Consider the following 21,929-nt stretch of genomic DNA (forward strand, 5'->3'; position numbering starts at 1 on the left):
TATTCAAAATAAACCATTTTAACGACTGCTATTTCTACCACTTTTAAAGAAATATTTTGGCAATACCCACGCCAATATAAAACCAATTAACGGTAAGGCCATTTGAATGATGGCATACACCGCACTGGTGCGCCTACTGGCACCATTGGCGAGAGTCACAGCTTCTGTGGTGATAGTGGCGATACGTCCGCCGCCTGCTAATAACGTCGGTAAGTATTGTCCAAAGCTAATCGCTAAACCAAGCGCGATAGCAATTAAAAGAGGCGCAAACAGCTGCGGTAATTTGACCTGCAAAAATACTTTGGCTGGCGTCGCGCCAAGACTGGCTGCCACATGAGCAAAACGAGGGTCTAGACGTCGATAGCTGCTAGCAAGCGATAAAAACACATAGGGCAGCACGAACAATAAATGCGTAAACGCCACATTAAAAAATGCCGTTTGATTATTGACCAATTGTTGCAACCATACCAAGCCAAATAAAAAGGCAATGCTGGGTACTAACAGCGGTAAATAGATGATTAAACTGGTAAATTTTGAAAGAGGCTTGCTACTTAGCTGTTCGGCTTCTAAGAACAATAAAGCAAGGACGATAGCAAATAAGGTACTTACGATACCGATAGTAAGGGTGTTAAATAGTGGTGTACCCATTTGCACAAAGGCGCTTTGAAAATGTAACAACACAAACTGCTCGGGCAATACGGCTGGAAAGCGCCAGAAGCCCGCCACTGACCACATAAACAGACCCATGAGTGCCAGTAATATAAAACCAATGACCACAGTGGTCAAAACTGCGGTCATTTTTTGCATTAAGGCGTCGGCATAGTTGCGCTTGCCATTAATCAATGACGGATTACAGCAAATTTTTACGGCTCTCTCAGCAGCAAGCCACAAAGCGATTAATCCGCCCGTCAAAGCCAGTTGCAATAACGCGCCTGCCGAAGCCCGTATACGTAGGTTTAGATCAACATCATTAAACCATTGCATAATTGTGACCGCGAGTGTGGGCGGTGTGTTTGGACCCAATATCAATGGCATCTCAACACTGGCACTGGCATAGGCAAGGACGGCTAAAATAGGCAGACGTAATACGGGATAGAGGATAGGGAGGACGGCTTTAAAAAAAGCAGTGATGGGGTAATAGCCGAGATTGAGCGCGACTTTATATTGCTGATGCAGCTTTTTACCCAGCTCAGGTTGTGCCAAAGCACCTAGTGCCATTAATAATAAAAACGGTAGCTCTTTTAAGGTTAAACCCAAAATGATACTAATACCATAAGGGTCATGTGGAAACATACCGTCCGGTGCCAACTCCCAACCGCTTAGCCACGGTGAGATGAGCCGTGAAAACATGCCAGAAGGCGCAATTAAAAACCCCACCGCAATGGCTGCCGCTGCATGAGGAATAACCAAAATTGGACTCAGCAAACGCTCAATACGAGTGAGCCAAATGCTGTTAAAAAACGCTGCCAATATCATTAAAGTCATGACGAAAGCGAGTAGCGTGCTTAGCAATCCAGTAGCGATGCTTAGCGCAGCCATTTGAGTAAGACCAGGCGTCTGCCAAAGATCGTTAAAGCCTTGTAGGCTAAAAGTCGTTTGCTCAAGTGCAGGCAGCCAACTAAACGCAGGCAGCAGTACGCTGACCAAACCACCGAGTACCGGCAATATCAGCAGCAGCAGCAAAAATTTTGGACTAAAAGATACGATACGCGTAAAGAGGTCTGTCTTATAAGATGCAGGCATTCTAGCGCTTGCATCAGTGGTTTTATCGTTAGAAACGTCACTCATGGGCTGACCCCATAACGTGTCTGCCAGCCTTGCATAATGGCATCAACCCAGCTTGGATGTGGTTCACTGACAGTGCGTTTGATACTATCAAAGGGCAGGGCACTAGGGTGTGGTTGTTTATTTTTAAATAAAGCTTGTTGTTCAGGGTCGAGTGTAGACTGGACGAGTACCGTTTTATCACCCCATATAGAAGGCGTTTGTTTTTTGGCCTGTGCTTCTGGGCTCATCAAGAAATTTGCGACTAACTGCGCCGCTTTCGGATGGCTAGCATTATATGGAATGGCCACAAAATGTGTGTTACTTAAGCTGCCATCACTCATTGCATAGCTACGAATACTCTCGGGTAAATCATAACGCTGCACGGCAGCTGGCACTTCAGGTGCAGAAAAAGTAAAGGCCAAGCTCAACTCGGTATCATCGACTAAGCGCCGCATCTGCGCGCCCGTTTGTACAAATTGCTCACCTTTGCGCCATAGTGTTGGATGCAAGTCATCCAAAAATGTCCATAGCGGATCTAATACCAGATCGGTATTTTGCTCAGTGGCTGGCAGGTTGAGCTGTGCCTTGGTATTTTCACCTGTTTGAGCATCATGTTGTTCGTGCAGCATGACTAAGGCGTATTTTAAAAAGCTCATTCCTAAAAAGTCTGGTGGCTTTGGGTAGCTAAAACGTCCAGGATTTTGTGCTGTCCAATTGACCAGCTCATTCAGCGTCGTTGGTGGGTTATCAGTCGATAAACGGTCGTAGTAGAAAGTCAGCGAGGCTTGTCCCCATGGTGCTTCCATGCCATTGGTGGGTACACCAAAATCAAAGTTCACCGTAGGGTTATTTTCTGGATTAGTAAGGGAAAAATTAGGTAACTTATTCGCCCATTGCTTGAGCAATAATGAGTTTTCACTCATGGTGGCAAAGTTTGCGCCATTAATCCAGATGAGATCTACACTGCCTTCATCATTGTTATTGGCTGATTTTTCCGCCAGCACGCGACTGACCGCTTCACTGGTGTCGCTTAATTTCACATGGACTAAATTGATATTATATTGATCATCTACTTGCTCGGCTGCCCACTGTAGATAGGCGTTGATCTGTGGGTCGCCGCCCCACGCATAGAAATAAACGTCTTGGTTTTTGCCAGTTTCTTGCACTTGTTGCCAGTGCGATAGATTCTTACTATCTGATACATTGGTAGTAGAGGCGGTACTGGCAGAAATACCCATACAAATACCAAGCGCCATAGCATAGATGATGCTATAGCGGCTTAGGTTTTTTAAGGTCGATGAGGCTTGCAAGGACTTGATAACGTGCATTTGAGTTTCCGTTATGATGATATATTCTCAGCACAGTTGATAAAAACCCAACTAACCTCGACGCCATGTATGGTACTTTTCAAGCAAGTTTAATACTTTTTCAGGCGCATGATTACGTTTCCACTCACCAGCTGCATACTTATTACCTTCCGCCCATGTCGGGTACATGTGAATGGTGCCGAGTATTTTATTCAGCCCTAAACCATGCTTCATGGCCAGTATAAACTCAGGCATGATGTCTCCAGCATGCTCAGCGACGATGGTCACGCCGAGTATTTTATCTTTGCCTTTAGGCGTAATTATTTTGATAAAGCCGACATTGGCGCTTTCAGTCACCGCACGATCTAAGTCTTTAAAGTCGTAGCGGGTAATCTCAAAATCGATGCCTTTTTCGATAGCTTCTTGCTCATTTAAGCCAACACGTGCGACTTCTGGATCGATAAAGGTTGTCCACGGAATCACGCGATAATCGACCTTGAATTTCTTTAGATGTCCAAACAAACCGTTTACCGCGGCGAACCATGCCTGATGGGAAGCCACATGGGTAAATTGATAAGGGCCGACGACATCACCTGCGGCGTATATATTAGGATAAAGAGTTTCTAGGTAATCATCGGTATTGATAGTACGATCCGTTTCGATGCCCAACGCTTCTAGGCCGAAGCCTTCGAGGCGAGCACTACGCCCAACGGCACAAAGCAACTCATCATATTCAATAGCAATCTCTTGCTTATTTTGACTGTCTTGCTTATCTGTATCGTCGTCTAATTGCTCAACGATAATGAATTTTTTACCATCGCGAGTCTCACAGCGAATCGCTTGATGCGAGGTTAAGACATTCACGCCACTCTCGACGAGCACTTGCTGTGCAAATTCAGAGACTTCCACGTCTTCTTTTTTCATCAGACGCGCGCCTCTTTCGATCTGGGTCACATCGGAGCCTAAGCGGCCAAAGGCTTGCGCCAGCTCAGAGCCGATTGGTCCGCCGCCAAGTACGACGAGCTTTTTCGGTGCTTCTTCCAATTCAGTAAACTTATTCCATAGCGTATCGCTCGTCACATAACCCGTCTCTTCCAAACCTGGCAAGTCTGGGATAAATGGACGGGCACCAGTGGCGACAACAATGGAACGTGCGGTGAGTCGCTGCGTGCCGCCATCGTTTAGCGCAATTTCTACCGTCCATGGGTCGATAAATTTAGCATAACCTTTTAATACTTCGACACCCAATTCCGTATAACGCTCGACGCTGTCATTTGGCGCAATATCAGCGATGACTTTATGGATGCGTGTCATGACATTTTTGAATGAAAATTCTGGTTGAATATTATTGAGACCATAGCGTTCGCCATTGCGCATCTGTTCTGCGACTTTCGCGCTTTTGATAAGGGCTTTACTGGGTACGCAGCCGTAGTTTAAGCAGTCGCCGCCCATCTCACCCGCTTCAATCAGCGTGACTTTTGCTTTGACGGTGGCCGCGATATAACTGGTGACTAGGCCGCCAGCACCTGCACCAATGACAATCATATTGCGATCGAATTTCTTTGGTTTGGTGTAATTTTTATAGACGCGGCGTTTTTTTATCGTATTTAAGATGCCTTTAGCTATCAACGGGAAAAACCCTAGTAGCGCGAATGAGGCAATCAAATTGAAAGATAAGATGCCTGACAAGCTCTCGATTTGTGCCAACTGCGTACCTGCATTGACATAGACGAAAGTACCAGCGAGCATACCTACTTGGCTGACCCAATAGAAGGTTCTTGCCTTAATCGCGGTGACACCCATCAATAGATTGATTAAGAAAAATGGGAAGATTGGAACGAGGCGTAAGGTAAATAGATAAAAGGCCCCTTCTTTTTTTACGCCTGCGTCAATAGAGTCGAGACGCTCAGGGAACCGCTGCTTGATAGAATCGCGCAGTAAATAGCGTGAGGTCAAAAAGGCCAGTGTGGCACCAATACTTGAGGCAAAAGAGGCGACCAATAAGCCTTGAACCAAGCCAAACAACGCCCCAGCTGCCAAAGTCATAATGGCAGCGCCAGGTAAAGATAATGCCGTGACTAATATATAGACTAAAAAGAAGCCACCAATAACCAACCATGGTGACTGCGCTTTATATTGGTCGAATTGATTCATCGAGCCCTTTAAACCCTCAAGTGTCAATAATTGGTTGAGGTCAAAGTAAAAAAAGCCAATGACTAACATCAATACGGCTAATATTAAAACTATTTTCTTAATCATGGATTATCCAGCTAAATAATAATGCAAAGGGGTGTGTGAGTGATAGGATCTAAAAAAGTCTTATATACAAACACATAGCGATGTCATCAGTCCTACTATAATCTACTTTTTCGTTGTTCGTAGCGATATATTCGTTTTTAGTAAACTATAGTGATATTCAGACTGATTATCAACTTTCTTAGGATAAAGTCGGTGACGTCTTTTTGCCTAAGCTTAAAGTATCCCAATCTCTCATCAAAAATAAGGCGATGCATGCTGCCAACATCGGCCAAGCAGCAAAGAATAACAAATTGTCAAAAGGCGTGAGGTATAGTCCAAAAGTCGAAAAAGTTGACATGGCATGGAGCAATAAAATTGCACCATAAGTCCAAGTTTTGAATAGACCGACAGCAAACATTAGAATAAGCATCAATTGAGCGACACCGATAGCAATGAATATTGTCTCACCCATCGCTTCGAGACCATAGAATTTTGAGAAAACATTTGCCGCGTGATCGGGGTGAAAAATCTTATCTAATGTCCAAAATAAGAAAACAATAAAAATGCCTATTCGAAGCAACAGTAAAGACAAAGGGAGATGTTTTGGCATAAGTTATTTCTTTTTAATAAAGTTTGAAAGCGAGTTCAAAATAGGGTGGGTTAAAGTGAGGTTTTTACGCCTGTTATTAGAAGGTTTTTATGTGACAGACATGAGTAAGAAGTGTGTGTTTTATGTTGAGTGATTGCTCAATTATAGCTGTCAGATGTTACAAAATAATGCGAGGGCGCATTGTGATGGTTTTTGAACGCTTGTTTTAATTTATCTATATTATATAGGGCGTGTCATCGATTGAATTGAGGACACGCCCTAGTTAAGGTCTCGACATTATCATCGGTTTACGCCTGATTTGATAAAATGTTTGATGCGATTTTAGCGATCAGCAGTCCTAATATTTGAATCATCAAACAGACCCTCAACATAACAAACAACAAAACAGCCTTTAAATCTTAGATCTAAAGGCTGTTTAAGACTATCGAGAGAACGATAAGATATATAGCTGGCTCACCATAAAAGTGCTACGGCGCTAACCTAGCTAACCCTGCAAATTATATTTGACCGTCACATCGCTCCCATCATGATCAACCTTATAAGTGTTGAGTATGATACTTTCATCATCTAAACATTGGCCTGTTACCAGATTAAAGCGCTGCTTATAAATAGGTGAGGCTACATACAGTACTGCTTCACTAAGGCCAGCCGCATTGGTAATGGTAGTGCCACCGATTAAACCTCTAGACAATACATTGGCCTGACTAAAAGGGTCATAATTATCAAGCGCGAACAGCTTAGTTTCTTTGGTGCGAAAGATAGCCACTTGTTTGCCATCTATGAGCGCACAAACACCAGTCTCAGGGAGAATGTCTTCTAATCTACAAACCGTATATTGAGTCATTGGGTTATCCTTATTCGTATATTATCGGAGAGTATAGGCAGTCCTAGATAAATCAGAGACGGTGTTAGGCTAGCTCGATCGACTATTGATAGTGCTGTCATTCGCCTTCCTAGTTTATTAATTGTCTCTTCATTATCTTAAACCGACTATCTTGGGCGTTGATTAAGCCAGCTCAGTCACTAGGATTTGAGTTTTTTCAGTATCGGTTGCGGGGCGAATTTGCTCGCGCTCGGTGACAAAGACCACATTGTCATCTCCTTGCTCACTATTGACGAAATGACGGAAACGTTTGAGCTTTTCGCTATCGGTGATGGTGGCTTTCCACTCACACACATAGTTGTCGATCAGCAGCTGCATCTGCGCTTCTAGCTCGTCAGCGATGCCTAAGCTGTCTTCAATAATGACTGCTTGTAGATATTCTAATCCACCTTCTAAGCTCTCGCGCCATTTTGAAGTTCGTTGGAGTTTATCTGCTGTTTTTATATAAAACATAATAATACGGTCGATGTATTTGATGACCGTGTCGCTATCAAGATCGGTGGCAAACAACTCGCCATGACGCGGGGTCATACCACCATTACCACAGACAAATAAATTCCAACCATTCTCGGTGGCGATAATGCCAAAGTCCTTGCTTTGTGCCTCTGCACACTCGCGTGTACATCCGGACACGCCCATCTTTATCTTATGCGGTGAACGTACTCCTTTATAACGATCTTCTAAGGTGAGTGCCAAGCCGACACTGTCATCGACGCCGTAGCGACACCAATTATTACCCACACACGATTTAACAGTTCGCAGTGACTTACCATAAGCGTGACCAGTCTCAAAGCCAGCTTGCACCAATTGTGTCCAGATATCAGGCAATTGGTCTAAACGTGCCCCAAATAGATCCACGCGTTGACCACCTGTGATTTTGGTATACAAATTAAACTCTTTGGCGACTTGTCCGAGGATGATCAGTTTATCGGCGGTGATTTCACCACCCGGCACACGAGGTACGACAGAATAGGTGCCGTCTTTTTGTATGTTGCCCAGATAATAGTCATTGCTATCTTGCAACGGTGTCAGTTCAGGCTTGAGCACATAGTCATTCCAGCATGAGGCCAAGATGGAGGCGACCGTAGGTTTGCAAATCTCACAGCCATGACCATTACCATGCTCATCCAACAGAGCATCAAAGGTTCTAATACCATGGACACGAATCAAGCTATAGAGCTCTTGACGAGTATAAGCAAAGTGCTCACATAAGTCGTTATTGACCTCAAACCCAAGGGTCGTTAACTGGTAGCTTAAAGTGTCTTTCACCATAGGCGCACAGCCACCACAGCCTGTACCTGCACTGGTACAAGACTTCACTTCGGCAATGGAATACGCACCGTTCTCGACCGCCGCGCAAATATCGCCTTTGGTGACGTTGTAGCATGAGCAAATCGTGGCACTATCTGGTAAATTTTCTATACCCATTTTCGGTTTTTCAACGTTGGGTAGTATGAGGCTTTCAGGGTGGGCAGGTAGGTCGATGTCGTTGAGATATAGCTGTAATAGATTATTATAGTCTTCGGTATCGCCGACCAATACCGCGCCAAGCAAGCGTTTGTTATCAGGCGTTGTGACCAGTTTCTTATAAATGCCCTCAGCAGGGTTTTGGTACAAATAGCTCAAGCTGTCCGCGCTGTTGCCATGGGCGTCGCCAATACTACCAACATCGACGCCCATCAGTTTGAGCTTGGTGCTCATATCAGCGCCCGTAAAGGTTTGCGACTGATCTCCTGTGATTTGTGCCGCGCAAATACTCGCCATGCTGTAGCCTGGTGCTACTAAGCCAAATATCTTGTTATCCCACACCGCGCATTCGCCAATAGCGTAGACATGCGCAGCATTGGTGCGGCATTGTTCGTCAATTAAAATACCACCTCGTGCACCTATCTCAATGCCGCACTCAGGATTGTTTTTGATAATGCCATCTTGCGGACGAATACCCGCACTAAAAACGATCATATCGGTATCAAGCGAGGTATCATCGGTGAATTGCATGGTTAAATGGCATTGATCTTCACTGGTGTTATTCCTGTTTTTAGACAGGGCATCGGTATTGTCAATAATGGCTTGGGTATTCTTGCCAGTTAATACTTTGACCCCAAGGGCTTCAATTTTTCGTTTCAAAATCTCACCGCCAGCAGCATCAAGCTGAACACCCATCAGTTGTGGGGCGAACTCTACAACATAAGTCTCTAACCCTAAAGTGACCAGTGCTTTTGCTGCCTCAAGTCCCAGCAGTCCACCACCCACGACCACGCCCTTTCTGACTGTTGGGCGCTCAGCAATGGCAAGAATGTCATCTAAATCGGCAATGGTTCGGTATACGTGGCAATGCGGATGTTCACGCCCTGGAATGGGTGGTACAAATGGATAGGAGCCTGTCGCCAGCACCAGCTCACCATATTCAATCTGCTCGCCAGCTTCAGTGATGATGTATTGATTGGTTGCATCGATATCTACAATGCGCTGATTCAGGTGCAATTGAATTTGGGCGGCGGCATAGGCGCTCAAATCAACCAAATTTAGCTTACTGATATCTTTATGCTCAAAATAGCTCGATAAATACACACGATCATAAGCCGGACGGTCTTCTTCTGCAAACACATGAATCTCAAATTTATCATGTAGCCCTTGCTCTATGGCTCGCTCAACGAAATGGTGCCCGACCATACCGTTACCAATCACCACTAACTTAGCTTTATTTGTCGTACTCACTATAGTGCTGCTCATGCGCTTATCCTTAGTAATGGGGTTGTCTAAATATCGTGATCTAAACGTTATGATGGTTAGCAATATTTAGTGCCTACACCAATTACACCTTCAATAACTGTGCCAAGCACTGTTATATAGCGCTTTGTATTAAAGGGGATTGCTAAAAAATTCAGACGAATACGTATGACGCTCATCGCGTATTTACAAGGTCGCAAGGCATTTATGAGGAGGTTGATGATGATGGTAAATAAAACATTAATCGATCATTTGGCAATGAGGTGATAAGTATTGATGCACTAAAGTGGACAGAGTCATGCACCAATTTGATTACATTTATAATGAGTGGCATTTTTTTATGTTTCTCAATGATACAAGGGCATCATGTTTTTTAAGAGATGAATAGGCTTGTGATAGTCGCCTGTAAGTCTGCTATTACAAAGCATTGACGCTTTCACCAAAGACAATGGTTTGCCTCCACAATGATTTTTATGACGGCAAATGGCACAGCCATTGCACCCCCTTAAGTGTTCTAACTGATCATTCTGTTTAACATAACTTGTTCTTATAACTTTTTATGTTGGCCCTAAAGTTTGCCATTTAAGGAAATCGCTTATGTCGTCATCGCCACCATCGAACCCCGCTGTGCCAACTAAAAACAAGCTTAATATTTTATCTTTTACAGGTAAGAATAAAATTCTCCATCTTGGTTGGATGGCTTTTTTTCTGACCTTTTTTGTGTGGTTTAACCACGCGCCTTTTTTATCCGCGATTGGGGAGACGCTTAACCTTACTAAAGATCAAATCAAAACCTTACTGATACTAAACGTCGCCTTGACGATTCCAGCTCGAGTCATTATCGGTATGCTAACCGATCGTTTTGGCCCGCGCCTCGTCTATACCGCCATTTTGGCGATTGGCGCCATTCCCTGTTTTACTTTTGCCTTTGCGCAAGATTACAACACGCTAGCGTTGTCTCGGTTCTTACTGGGTTTTGTGGGTGCAGGGTTTGTGGTGGGTATTCGTCTAATGAGTGATTGGTTCCCTGCAAATGAGCTGGGTACGGCTGAAGGTATTTATGGCGGTTGGGGCAATTTTGGTTCCGCTGCTGCTGCCTTGCTATTACCGACAGTGGCTATCATTGCTGCCGCTATAGTTGGTGGTGATGAGGGCTGGCGTTATGCGACGGCTACTTCAGGGGTGGTCATGATGCTCTACAGTGTGATTTTTTATAAGATGGTGCGAGACACGCCAAAGGGTGCAACGTATTTTAAACCCAAAAAGTCTGGTGCCATGATGGTGACTTCAGCAGGTGACTTTTGGCTGATGATGGCGTTTAAGCTGCCAATGTATTTGGCTTTGGCTCTTTTGGGATGGAAATTATCGCCCGCTGGTGTCAGCTTGCTTAGTCAGGACAGCGTGACTATCGTCTATATCGGATTGGTCGTTTTATATATTTATGAGTTTGTGAGTAGTTATCGCTTTAATAAAGAGATATTTACTACGCCAGTTCCAAAAGCACATCAGTATGATTTTAAACAAGTCGGTATCTTAAATATTCTCTACTTCGCTACTTTTGGCTCAGAGCTGGCGGTGGTGTCTATGTTGCCGCTTTTTTATCAAGAGACATTTAGCCTATCGATTGTGATGGCAGGGGTATTGGCATCAAGCTATGCGTTTATGAATTTGATGTCACGTCCGGGCGGCGGTTGGCTCAGTGACAAGTATGGACGCAAGATCACGCTGCTGATTTTGACTGCGGGTTTAGCCGTCGGTTATTTATTGATGGGAATCGTTGATTCAACATGGCCGATTGCGTTGGCATTGTTAATCACGATGTTTTGCTCATTCTTTGTACAGGCAGGCGAGGGCGCAGTGTTTGCGGTCATTCCACTGATTAAGCGTAGTATGACTGGACAATTCGCTGGCATGACTGGTGCTTATGGCAATGTTGGTTCGGTCGTTTATTTAACCGTACTGAGTCTCGTCTCCTATCAGGTATTTTTCTTTGTGATCGCTGCCACCGCAGTGGTTGGCTTCTTAGCACTATTCTTTTTAAAAGAGCCTGAAGGCGTTATCATCGAAGAGATGCCAGATGGCAGTTTTGCCCAAATTAAAGTGAGCTAAGTATGAAAAAGGGCGACACACAAGACTTTAAGACCACTGACAAAACCAGTCACCATAGTGCGGATAATGCACTATGGTTGCTTGATTTTTATACCATGCAAGGGCGCAAATCCGAAAATCAAGACAGCTTGCTGATAACAACATGCTTGCCGTATGGACAGTCCACAGCAACCATCAACGGCAGCGTTCAGTGTCCTCATGCGCCTTTATTGGTGCTGATGGCGGATGGTGTCAGTGCCTGTCAGTTCCCTAAGCAAGCCAGTCAATTGGTCGTCAATACCATCACGCATCACCTTACTTTAGCGCTTGAAAATCTGGTGAGGACAGAGTACGAGTCGGCATCAGAAAATGAGTCACAAGCCAATGGTCAAAAGGCACTGATAAGCTTTGATGATAATCAAATTGCTATATTAATTAAGGAGGCGGTAAACAGAACCAATGATGTGCTCTATTTCCCGCAAGTCTACGAGCGAGTACCACCGCTGTTATCGACCCTATCAGGCCTACTGTGTATCGGTGACCGTATCCATCTGTTTCATACGGGTGATTCACGTATTTACCGTATAGGTATGGATAGCATGGCGGTGCTCACTAAAGATCACCGCATCCATCGTGGGCAAGATAAAGGTGCGCTGTCGGCTGCTGTTGGCGCTGATACAAGAATTCAGTTACAGCAATCGGTATTTACATTGCATCAAAACGAGTGCTTAGCGCTAATGACTGATGGCGTCTATGAATCTATTACCGCCTCAGAGCTTCAGTTTGAACTGTGTGCCGCCGCAAGCGCGCTAGTCCAATCGACGACTATTATTGATCAAGATCCTGTTGACCAACAGAGAAGTGATGTTGGTATCGGTGAAAGCTCAGGTGTCGGTGAAAGCTTGGATATCAGTAAAAGCTTGGATATCAGTAAAAGCTTATGCGAGCAAGCGTTTAGCGAAGGCAGTTACGACAACTTAAGTATGATGATGCTCGGTATGAATACGCCAATGCTCCATAAGCAAACGTTTAAGGCACAAATTTACAAGACAGATGACAATGCTAGCTCTCACGATATTCATCGTTATCAGTTGCCAACGGGTTTGGAGATTGGTGCGCAGATTGACGGTTTTACTGTCAAAAACATTATAGCCCGTACTGCTCGTAGTGAAGTGTACTTGGTAGAAGATAGCAACCATCATGCCTTTGTCATAAAGTCGCCAAGCCTTGATACGATTACCGATGGGTATTATCTGCGCGAGTTTTTAAAAGAGCGAAAAATAGGGTTGAGCTTATCTAAGCACAGCCGTGCTGGCGAGCCTGCTTACAATCAAGCGGACCCTAATGATTTGTCGAGCGATAACAGCCTTATCAGCATCAAAACCAATCAAAGCGCGAGCTCAGCGCTTAGTTCTTCAGGATTGCTACGTTATTACCCCGTACCAGCGAGTAGTACTTATTTATACCATCTGACCGAATATATTGAGGGCGAGAGCCTCAGAGATTTTATGGATCGCCATGCCCCTTGCGACGTATGGCAGACATATGATTTATTAACCAAAATAGGCATGGCGGTTCGGGTGATGCATCGCAACTATCTATTGCATCAAGACATCAAGCCAGAAAATATCCTATTGACCACCTCAGGCGCGGTCAAGTTAATTGATTTTGGTTCGGCCAGCTCTTTAATACTCAAAGACAGCACTCGACCACCGAACGGTGATTTGCACTACGCTGCACCAGAATATTACAGCGATGCACCAAAAGGAGTTTATTCTGATTTGTTTTCCATAGCCGTAATCGGTTATGAGCTACTAACCAATGAGTTGCCGTTTAGTTCGCAAGATTTGATGAGTTCGCATCAAGCAAGTCATACGTTGACGCTGCCTGCTCAATCATTACGTCAGCACCGCGTACCCACTGCTAGCCAGCAAGCGTTAATGCGTGCGCTGCATTCCAACACCCAAGCTAGATACCAAGCAATTGGTGAGTTTTTACAAGATTTTAACCCTGACAACACCAGCAATATCCGCGACCCTGAGCCGCTTATCATACGCCATCCGTTACTGGTATGGCACAGCATTTGCTTCATTCAGTTTGTCATCATCTTATCATTGCTGGCTTATTTTCTATAAGTTTGCTTCAACAAAAACATGATATGACACGCCATTTATTTAATGCTGCACGTTGCGGCTAAGGGATGCTCTTCTTATGTCGCCTTTTGTACCACACCTTAATGCACAGTCAACAGTAGTCAATAGCCAAAATCCTAAAATAGCGTCAATGCTACCTTTGAGTGCTGGTATCGTCATTATTGGTGCTGGCATGGCAGGCAGCCGTTTTGCTATTGAGTTGGCTCGTGCCCAACAGCAAGGCAGACCGGAAAACCCTCACATCCATCTGCCAATTACGCTTATTAGTAAAGAACCACAAGTCGGCTACAACCGAATTATGCTATCGCCTGTACTGTCAGGAGATTCTATATTTGAAGATACTTATCTATACGAGCAATCAGAGTATCAACAGCTGGGTATCACTGTATTGGCTGGAATTTCGGTTGACACAATAGACATCAAACAGCAATCCATTGAGCTGAGCAATGGACAAACGATCGCTTATAGCAAGCTGGTTATTGCGACGGGCTCCAGTGCTCGAATCATTCCTTTTCCTAATTACGATGCTAAAGGCGTGCACGTGTTTCGAGAAGTAGCCGATGTAAATGTGCTAACCGCATATGCACATCAAGGGAAAAAAGGTCTGGTGATTGGGGGCGGGGTATTGGGGTTAGAGGCCGCGTGCGCTTTGGCTTCTCAAGGAGCAGATATGACGGTTGTTCATGTGGACAGCTATGTACTGAACCGACAGCTTGATTTGCCCGCCGCTGAGCTATTGCAAGCAGAGCTCAGCTGTCGAAATGTCGGACTTGAGGTATCAGCGATCACTGAATGTATAGCGGTCAACAACCAGCATGAAGTATGCGGATTATTGCTAAAAGATGGGCGCACGTTGCCAGCAGATTTCGTGGTCATGGCAGTGGGAGTGGTACCTAATATCACACTGGCAAAAAATAGCGGACTGACGGTCAACCGTGGCATCATCGTCGATAATTATATGCATACCAGCGCTGCCAACATATACGCTATTGGCGAATGTGTGGAGCTAGACGGTGAGCTGTTCGGTATGGTGGCGCCCGTCAATCAGCAAGTTGATACCTTAGTTTCTGTCCTAAAAGATGCGAGGATATCAAACGATGGCTTAGCATCCAGGAATAATTGGCACCCTTTTACTAGCAAACCGCTGTCTTTAAAGCTAAAAGTATCTGGCATCAGTGCCTTTTCAGCAGGGCAAGTCGACTTTGATGAGGAGGAAGCGGCAGCTATCGAAACCATCACTTATCAGCAGACCAGTATAAATCACTATCACTGCCTCTATCTTAGAAACAATAAACTGATCGGCGCTGTACTCTACGGTGAGGTCAATGAGGGCAGTTTCTATAGCCAGCTGATCAACAGCAATAGTGATATCGCACCTATAAAAGCGGATTTAATATTTGGTGAGGCTTACTGTGATTTAGAGAAAATAACGACAGATAGTGAGGCTAACGGAGACATGGATAACGATAGCGATCTGGATTTATTAAGCGCAGCAGACATAGTAGGAGCGGCGTCATGAGTGAAGTGATCTTGAGTAATAAATCGAATGCTAGTCAAGAATTAGAAATTGGTATACGCCGATCTGATGACATGGTCAGTCCTTCAAAAACGGCTCTTATTGCCACTTATACTGAAGAAACGACGTCCACCATACGCACCACTTGTCCTTACTGCGGGGTAGGGTGTGGCGTCCTAGCCAGTGTCGATGCGACAGGGGTAGTGAGCGTAAAAGGAGATCCTGAGCATCCTGCTAACTTTGGTAAACTATGCTCAAAGGGCAGTGCGCTGGCGCAAACCTTAGGCAGTGAGCGACGCTTAACTGAGCCTTACTATCAAAACAAGCAAGCGGTAATGCAACAACATCGACCTATACAATTGGGTAATGATTTTAACACTATCGACATATCTGATGAGCCACTTACAAAGCCTACCGATTGGAATAACGTCTTAGATGATATTGCCACGCGCTTAAACGACACTATTGCTAAGCATGGTCGCGACAGTATTATGTTTTATGTCTCAGGACAGTTACTCACTGAGGATTATTACGTCGCCAATAAGTTTATCAAAGGCTTTATCGGTAATAATAATATTGATTCCAACTCACGCCTATGTATGTCTTCTGCAGTAGCAGGGCACAAACGCGCCTTTGGCGCTGATTTGGTGCCTGGTAATTACGAGGATTTAGAGTCCTGCGATTTATTAGTGCTGGTGGGCTCAAACATGGCATGGTGCCATCCTATTTTGTTTGGACGATTTTTGGCCGCCAAAAAAATTGATCCCAGTAAAAAGCTTATCGTCATTGATCCGCGTCGTACGGATTCCTGTGAGTTCGCAGATTTGCACTTACCAATAGCAGCGGGCACCGATACGCATTTATACAATGGGTTGTTGCACTATCTTGAGCAGCAAGGTTGTTGCGATGAGCGTTATCTCAAGCAATGTAATGATGTCGATCTCGCTTTGGAGGCTGCCAAGACGTGGAGCATCGACAAAGTCGCTCAAGCATGCAAAATCAGCGCTGACCTCATACGCCAGTTTTATCAGCTAGTCGCTGCCAATGACAAGACAGTGACCGCGTTTAGTATGGGTGTTAACCAATCAAAGAGTGGCACCGACAAGGTCAATGCCATTATTAATAGTCATCTGTACACCGGACGCGTAGGAAAAGTAGGCGCCAGTCCGTTTTCACTCACTGGTCAGCCAAACGCTATGGGTGGCCGTGAAGTCGGGGCGCTGGCTAATTTGCTGGCGGCACATTTAGATTTGAGTAATGGTATTCATCGTCAACTGGTAGCTGACTTTTGGCAGGCACCGCAGTCTATTGCACCAGAGGTTGGCATCCAAGCTTGTGATGCTGCCGATGCTATCTTAGATGGGCGTATCAAAGCCATTTGGATTATGGCGACCAATCCAGTCGTGAGCTTACCTGAAGCGGATAAATTTCGCCGCGCACTAGCGGCTTGTGACTTGGTAATAGTCTCTGACTGCTCGGTAGACAGCGATACGGTTAAGTGCGCAGACATTGTATTGCCAGCCCAAGGTTGGGGTGAGAAATCAGGCACAGTTACCAATTCTGAGCGACGAATATCAAGACAACGGGCGTTGAAGCCTGCATTAGGACTCGCTAAGCCTGACTGGTGGATACTGTCTCAAGTGGCTACCCGCATGGGGCTAGCTGGGTTTGATTACCAGCATCCTAGCGAGATATTCAATGAGTATGTGGCATTGACTGCTTATAAAAACGATCCTAGCCAAGTTCCCTCTATTAGTAATCAACCGCGCTATCTGAACTTGGCTAAAGACCTACCAATGCCAATCCTAAACCGTGCTGACTATGATGTGATGACTCCCTTTCAATGGGGCGACCAGCGAATCACGATGGCGCACTCAAACTTTATCGCTATTACACCCTCGGATAGCGCCAGCTTACCTAATAGGCATCAGCGTCGCTCAAGACCGGAAGCTAATGACAATACAGAGAGCGATAATAGAGAACATGATAACAGGCGCGATAAGCCACATAACGGTCACTCATCAACCGTGCATCTACGCCTGATTACCGGTAGATTACGTGATCAATGGCATACCATGACCCGCACAGGACTTGCGCCGCAGCTTAACCAACATGAGTCTGCGCCGATGCTGACCCTCCATCCCGATGACGCCAAGCAACTCGGTGTTGAAAAGGGCGACTATGTGCAGCTACATCCTCGCTATGAGCAAAACCTACCAAACAAGCAGCAGCAAAAACAGCGTCAGCCACATAATGGGGCGGCTGTTGATTCAAATACAGATATTGAAGTGTTAGAGCAAAAAGTGATAGCACAAGTTGCCATCAGTGATGGCATGCGTGTTGGTGATGCATTTATGCCCATGCACTGGAGTAACGCCTTTGCCAGCGGTGCAAGAGTAGGTACGCTCATTCCAACCGTTGTCGATCCCCATTCAGGACAGCCTGAGCTAAAAAACTCAGCGATTAGTATCAGCGCTTTACCCATGCAGACGTTTGGCAAGATTTTGGTGCATCCTGATTTGCAAGACACCATACTAGTGCACTTTCGTGCTATGGCGGCTAGCTTTAAAGAGCAAATGACAGACAATGAGTTGCAAGCAGCCTTTTCGAGCTTTGATGTGGCTAGTGAGCAGTCGACTCAAACACTACCAGCACTGACATGGAGTATTAGCCGCCAAACCAACAGCGTTCTAATGACTCTTGCTAGCCCAGTCGACAGCATCGCTAAGCAATTGCTTGATCCTGAGTTTTGGCAGCAGTTTATCGATACCTATCAAAGCTCTGTATCGGATAAAGGACTGACTGATGACGCTGCCAATACTGTAGGGGTTAATAGTGCTTTTACCCTTAGTAAACCGGAGCAACAACTACGCTTTATTTTGACTCAGTCGGAGGTGAATGAGGCAAATGAGGCAAATAATGAAGAGGTCGATCGCACGTTACCAAGCACTTCTATCTCTACGACACCGAGTGAGCGGCTACTATTAGCTATTTATTTCGCGCCGCAAGTGACGCAGTTGCCCAGCAGTCATTGGCTTGATAGCTGCTTTACCAATACCGATGCGATACCCGCACAGCAGCGCTATAAATGGTTGCTGGCAGGTCGTCCAGCCACAGGTTATATCGATCCAGGCCCGCTGGTGTGTTCGTGCATGGCGGTGGGGAAAAATATCATCATCAATGCTATCACCAAACAGCAATGTACCAGCGCACATGCCATTGGTAAAGCGTGCCGAGCGGGCACCAATTGTGGCTCATGTGTGAGTCAAATTAATGCACTTATTGAGGAATATGCGTCCTAAACGCCTGTTGAAAGAGGGTTAAGTTATCGATATGGCATGAGGCTTGCACCGTATCTTGTACTATCTTTTGTTCTTATGTATTCCATTATGAAGTGCTGATCTGCACGGCGCTAGTAGTGTTATTAGGAGTGACCATTATGACTGATTCATCTGCTTTTATCGCAACCCTACCTTCGAATGACTTGTCCAATAAAAAATGCAACGTCAATGTGCTAAACACACCACCAACGATAGCAGAAGGTGGGAAAGTGGGCACTGTGCATTTAGTCGGTGCTGGTTCTGGTGATCCTGAGTTGTTGACTCTCAAAGCGTTACGAGTCATGCAGCGAGCAGACATAGTGCTTTATGACAGCTTAGTCTCAGAGGATATCTTAGATATGTGTGCGCTGACAGCAGAGAAAATATTCGTCGGTAAGCGCCGTGCCAATCATGCTCTGCCGCAAGAAGGCATCAATGAGCTGCTAGTCAAACACGCGCTGGCAGGCAAAACAGTGGTTCGTCTAAAAGGCGGCGACCCCTTTATTTTTGGGCGCGGCGGAGAAGAGCTGCAAGAAGTTGTGCGCCATGGCATTCGTTTTGAATCCATTCCCGGCATCACAGCCGCCAGCGCCGCTGCTAGCCGTGCAGGGATTCCACTAACGCACCGTGATCATGCGCAAGCCGTCAAGTTTGTGACAGCGTGCAAAAAGTCAGGCGCAGCCAATAATGACTATGACGAACACTTGGACAGCAAACAAACCGTAGTGTTTTATATGGGACTACATCGGCTAGGTGAGTTGACCGAAGGGTTGATAGCAGCGGGGCGCGACAGCGAGACTCCTTTTGCCGTGATTAGTCATGCAAGCTTACCCACGCAGCAGCTGCTCATCGGTACGCTTGGTAGTATCGCTAATCAGCAAGCGATAGCGAAATTGCCAACACCTGCACTATTGATTATGGGTGATGTTGTCACTTTATATCATGAGTTTGCAGACTATAATCTTGGTGCTGTGGGTAAAGGTGCATTTGTTGATGTTAATAAAGTTATAAGCAGTAATCACTTAATACCCAATTTGGAAAGTATGACGTAGGAACGTTACTTATTATAGATTTCGTAATTGCTCAATTAACCAACGATGTATGCCACTGTCAGTAGTACGTGGGTGCCATGCCGCGATGACTTTAAAAGTAGGTGGCAAGGCTTCAACCTCAAGCTCTTTGACCTTACTGCTCGGCAATAACCGCGAAGGATAAAACGCAATCATATCAGTCGTGTGCAAAATATTGGGTACAGCCGAAAAGCTAGGAACTGACATCACAATATTTCGTTTTAGACCTTTTTCTGCAAACCATTGGTCATGAGAGCCGCGCAAATTAGCACGCGAAGGCGACACCACCAACTGCGGGTGCGCAGCCACTTGCGTCAGTGTTAATGGCTCTGTGGCAAAAGTATTTTCACAACCCGTCACGCATAAATGTTGCTCTTCAAATAGAGTGACATACGATAAGTTGTCAGGGATGAATTCGGGAAAGGTAATCAATAAATCAAGCTCGCCTGCTGCAATAAGTTGGTTAATATTGTCTGAGGCAAAGTCACGCACGATCAACTTCAAATCCGGTGCGTCGCGGCGCGTAATATTAAACAACTGCGGTAATAATGCCTGCGTCGCATAGTCGGTTGCGCTAATCGTAAAGACGCCTTTATATGTTTGCGGCATAAAAACCTCTGGCTCTAACAAATCTTCCAACTGCTTTAATATATGGTCAATAGGTTGCTGCATCGATAGCGCCTTTGGCGTTGCCACCATGCTATTTCCTTGACGAATAAATAAGCGATCATCAAACACTTCACGTAACTTGCGCAGCTGCTCACTGATGGCTTGTTGGGTTAGCCCCATTTTACGCGCGACTTGTGAGAGGTTTTTTAGATCAAGCAGCGCCTGTAATACTCTAAGTTGCTTAATGTCGAGCCGATTCATACCATTCATAACTCATACCATTAATAGTTGTATCTTAAACAATAAGTGGTTGTTTCTAATTGTACCCTCAAAACGCTATGCTGACCAACATTGCTTAAGTAGCAACTAAATGAGCTATTAAGCATCAAAACAGGCCAAATACATTTAATAATAAGCCATCAGCTGCTTTAAAAGAGATATTTATGACACAAACCATTCTAAATACAAGTACACTATTTTCCTCTGTAGAACTTGGGCCTTATACGCTCAAAAACCGTATCGTAATGCCGCCATTGACACGCTCTCGTAGCACGCAGCCTGACAATATTCCTAATGACTTAATGGCCAGCTACTATGCACAGCGTGCGACAGCAGGCTTTATGGTGACTGAAGGTACGCAGATTGAGCCAAGAGGCCAAGGTTACGCTTGGACGCCAGGTATCCATTCACCAGCCCAAGTTGAAGGCTGGAAAAAAGTTACGCAAGCAGTACATGATAAAGGCGGTATTATTTTTGCTCAGTTATGGCATGTTGGGCGTGTGTCTCATACCAGCTTGCAGCCACAAGGTGCTCAGCCTGTAGGCCCATCAGCGATTGCTGCTGACAACGTAAAAGTATTTATTGAAATAGGCCCAGGTGAAGGTGCATTGGCCGATCCAAGTGAGCCACGCGCACTCAGTACCGATGAAGTTGGTGAGCTGGTAACGATGTATGCGGCAGCCGCACGAAATGCACTGGAGGCGGGTTTTGATGGGGTAGAGCTGCATTGTGCTAATGGTTATTTGGTCAATCAGTTTATTTCTGAGCATAGCAACACACGTGATGACCAATATGGTGGGTCGTTGACCAATCGTCTACGTTTCTTAAAAGAAATCGTCGCTGCTGTCAGTGATGTGGTTGGTGCGAATCGTTTAGGCGTACGCTTTGCGCCTTTGTTTGCGAGTACGGATGAGACGCGCGTGTATTTAGGATTGGTAGAATCAGACCCTCATCATACGTATGTTGAAGCGGTCAAATTGCTTGAACAAGCGGGTATTGCTTACTTGTCAATTGCAGAAGCCGATTGGGATAATGCGCCTGATTTGCCAGACACTTTTTATCAAGCGGTAAGAGAAGAGTTTTCAGGACGTATTATTTATGCGGGTAAATATACCGTAGAAAAAGCAGTCAATATTTTAGCCAAAGGCTATGGCGATTTATTTGCGTTTGGTCGTCCTTTTATTGCCAATCCTGATCTACCTGAGCGTATCGCCAATAATTGGCCACTCAATGAAGTAGATCCTGCCACGATGTATGGTGGCACTGACGTTGGCTACAGTGATTATCCTTATTATCAAGCATAGTTAAAAAAACAATAATAATAAATGAAATAAGGCCATTTTTGGCCTTATTTCTATT

The 21,929-nt window shown here is 45.2% G+C and carries 13 protein-coding genes; 6 read left to right on the top strand and 7 right to left on the bottom strand.

Going from position 1 to position 21,929, the window contains the following annotated elements; all coding sequences use genetic code 11:
• Nucleotides 1-18 precede the first annotated feature (18 nt).
• The 6 genes from IE130_RS09750 to nirB all read right to left on the bottom strand — a co-directional run bounded on the left by IE130_RS09750 (nucleotide 19) and on the right by nirB (nucleotide 9,538).
• Nucleotides 19-1,788, bottom strand: a complete 1,770-nt coding sequence (locus IE130_RS09750; RefSeq protein WP_201574464.1) for an ABC transporter permease — start codon at nucleotides 1,786-1,788, stop codon at nucleotides 19-21.
• Nucleotides 1,785-3,095 carry an ABC transporter substrate-binding protein gene (locus IE130_RS09755; RefSeq protein ID WP_189585187.1) on the bottom strand — a complete coding sequence of 437 codons (1,311 nt, stop codon included), beginning with the start codon at nucleotides 3,093-3,095 and terminating at the stop codon, nucleotides 1,785-1,787. Before IE130_RS09755 ends, IE130_RS09750 begins: the two co-directional genes overlap by 4 nt.
• Nucleotides 3,096-3,146: 51 nt before the next feature.
• Nucleotides 3,147-5,333 carry a dihydrolipoyl dehydrogenase family protein gene (locus IE130_RS09760; RefSeq protein WP_189585190.1) on the bottom strand — a complete coding sequence of 729 codons (2,187 nt, stop codon included), beginning with the start codon at nucleotides 5,331-5,333 and terminating at the stop codon, nucleotides 3,147-3,149.
• A gap of 178 nt (nucleotides 5,334-5,511) precedes the next feature.
• Nucleotides 5,512-5,922 carry a hypothetical protein gene (locus IE130_RS09765; RefSeq protein ID WP_189585193.1) on the bottom strand — a complete coding sequence of 137 codons (411 nt, stop codon included), beginning with the start codon at nucleotides 5,920-5,922 and terminating at the stop codon, nucleotides 5,512-5,514.
• Nucleotides 5,923-6,406: 484 nt separating this feature from the next.
• Nucleotides 6,407-6,766 (bottom strand): nitrite reductase small subunit NirD, encoded by a 360-nt coding sequence (gene nirD / locus IE130_RS09770; protein ID WP_189585196.1) that lies wholly within the window; start codon nucleotides 6,764-6,766, stop codon nucleotides 6,407-6,409.
• A 162-nt stretch (nucleotides 6,767-6,928) separates the two neighbouring features.
• On the bottom strand, nucleotides 6,929-9,538 hold the full coding sequence (nirB, locus tag IE130_RS09775) for a nitrite reductase large subunit NirB (RefSeq protein WP_189585199.1): 2,610 nt from the start codon (nucleotides 9,536-9,538) through the stop codon (nucleotides 6,929-6,931).
• 594 nt (nucleotides 9,539-10,132) lie between these two features.
• Between nirB and IE130_RS09780 the strand changes: the two genes are divergently transcribed.
• From IE130_RS09780 to cobA, 5 genes are all read left to right on the top strand, one after another.
• Nucleotides 10,133-11,644 (top strand): NarK family nitrate/nitrite MFS transporter, encoded by a 1,512-nt coding sequence (locus tag IE130_RS09780; RefSeq protein WP_149408266.1) that lies wholly within the window; start codon nucleotides 10,133-10,135, stop codon nucleotides 11,642-11,644.
• A 2-nt stretch (nucleotides 11,645-11,646) separates the two neighbouring features.
• Complete coding sequence (locus IE130_RS09785; protein ID WP_189585202.1) at nucleotides 11,647-13,758, top strand: bifunctional protein-serine/threonine kinase/phosphatase; 2,112 nt, start codon at nucleotides 11,647-11,649, stop codon at nucleotides 13,756-13,758.
• A gap of 76 nt (nucleotides 13,759-13,834) precedes the next feature.
• Nucleotides 13,835-15,295, top strand: coding sequence for an NAD(P)/FAD-dependent oxidoreductase (locus IE130_RS09790; RefSeq protein WP_227676186.1), 1,461 nt, complete (start codon nucleotides 13,835-13,837; stop codon nucleotides 15,293-15,295).
• A complete protein-coding gene (locus IE130_RS09795; RefSeq protein WP_189585205.1) occupies nucleotides 15,292-18,594 on the top strand; it encodes a molybdopterin-dependent oxidoreductase in 3,303 nt (1,100 codons plus the stop codon). The genes IE130_RS09790 and IE130_RS09795 overlap by 4 nt, the downstream gene beginning before the upstream one ends.
• Nucleotides 18,595-18,731: 137 nt before the next feature.
• Nucleotides 18,732-19,664 (top strand): uroporphyrinogen-III C-methyltransferase, encoded by a 933-nt coding sequence (gene cobA, locus IE130_RS09800; RefSeq protein WP_189585208.1) that lies wholly within the window; start codon nucleotides 18,732-18,734, stop codon nucleotides 19,662-19,664.
• A 12-nt stretch (nucleotides 19,665-19,676) separates the two neighbouring features.
• Here the strand turns inward: cobA and IE130_RS09805 are convergent, their stop codons facing one another.
• Entirely contained in the window at nucleotides 19,677-20,561 is an 885-nt protein-coding gene (locus IE130_RS09805; protein WP_189585211.1) for a LysR family transcriptional regulator, read from the bottom strand.
• A gap of 173 nt (nucleotides 20,562-20,734) precedes the next feature.
• Between IE130_RS09805 and IE130_RS09810 the strand changes: the two genes are divergently transcribed.
• Nucleotides 20,735-21,874: an alkene reductase gene (locus tag IE130_RS09810; RefSeq protein ID WP_189585214.1), complete on the top strand. Its 1,140-nt coding sequence runs from the start codon at nucleotides 20,735-20,737 to the stop codon at nucleotides 21,872-21,874.
• Nucleotides 21,875-21,929: the final 55 nt, after the last annotated feature.

Origin of the sequence: Psychrobacter glaciei (assembly GCF_014652895.1) — a bacterium.
Classification (GTDB): Bacteria; Pseudomonadota; Gammaproteobacteria; order Pseudomonadales; family Moraxellaceae; genus Psychrobacter; species Psychrobacter glaciei.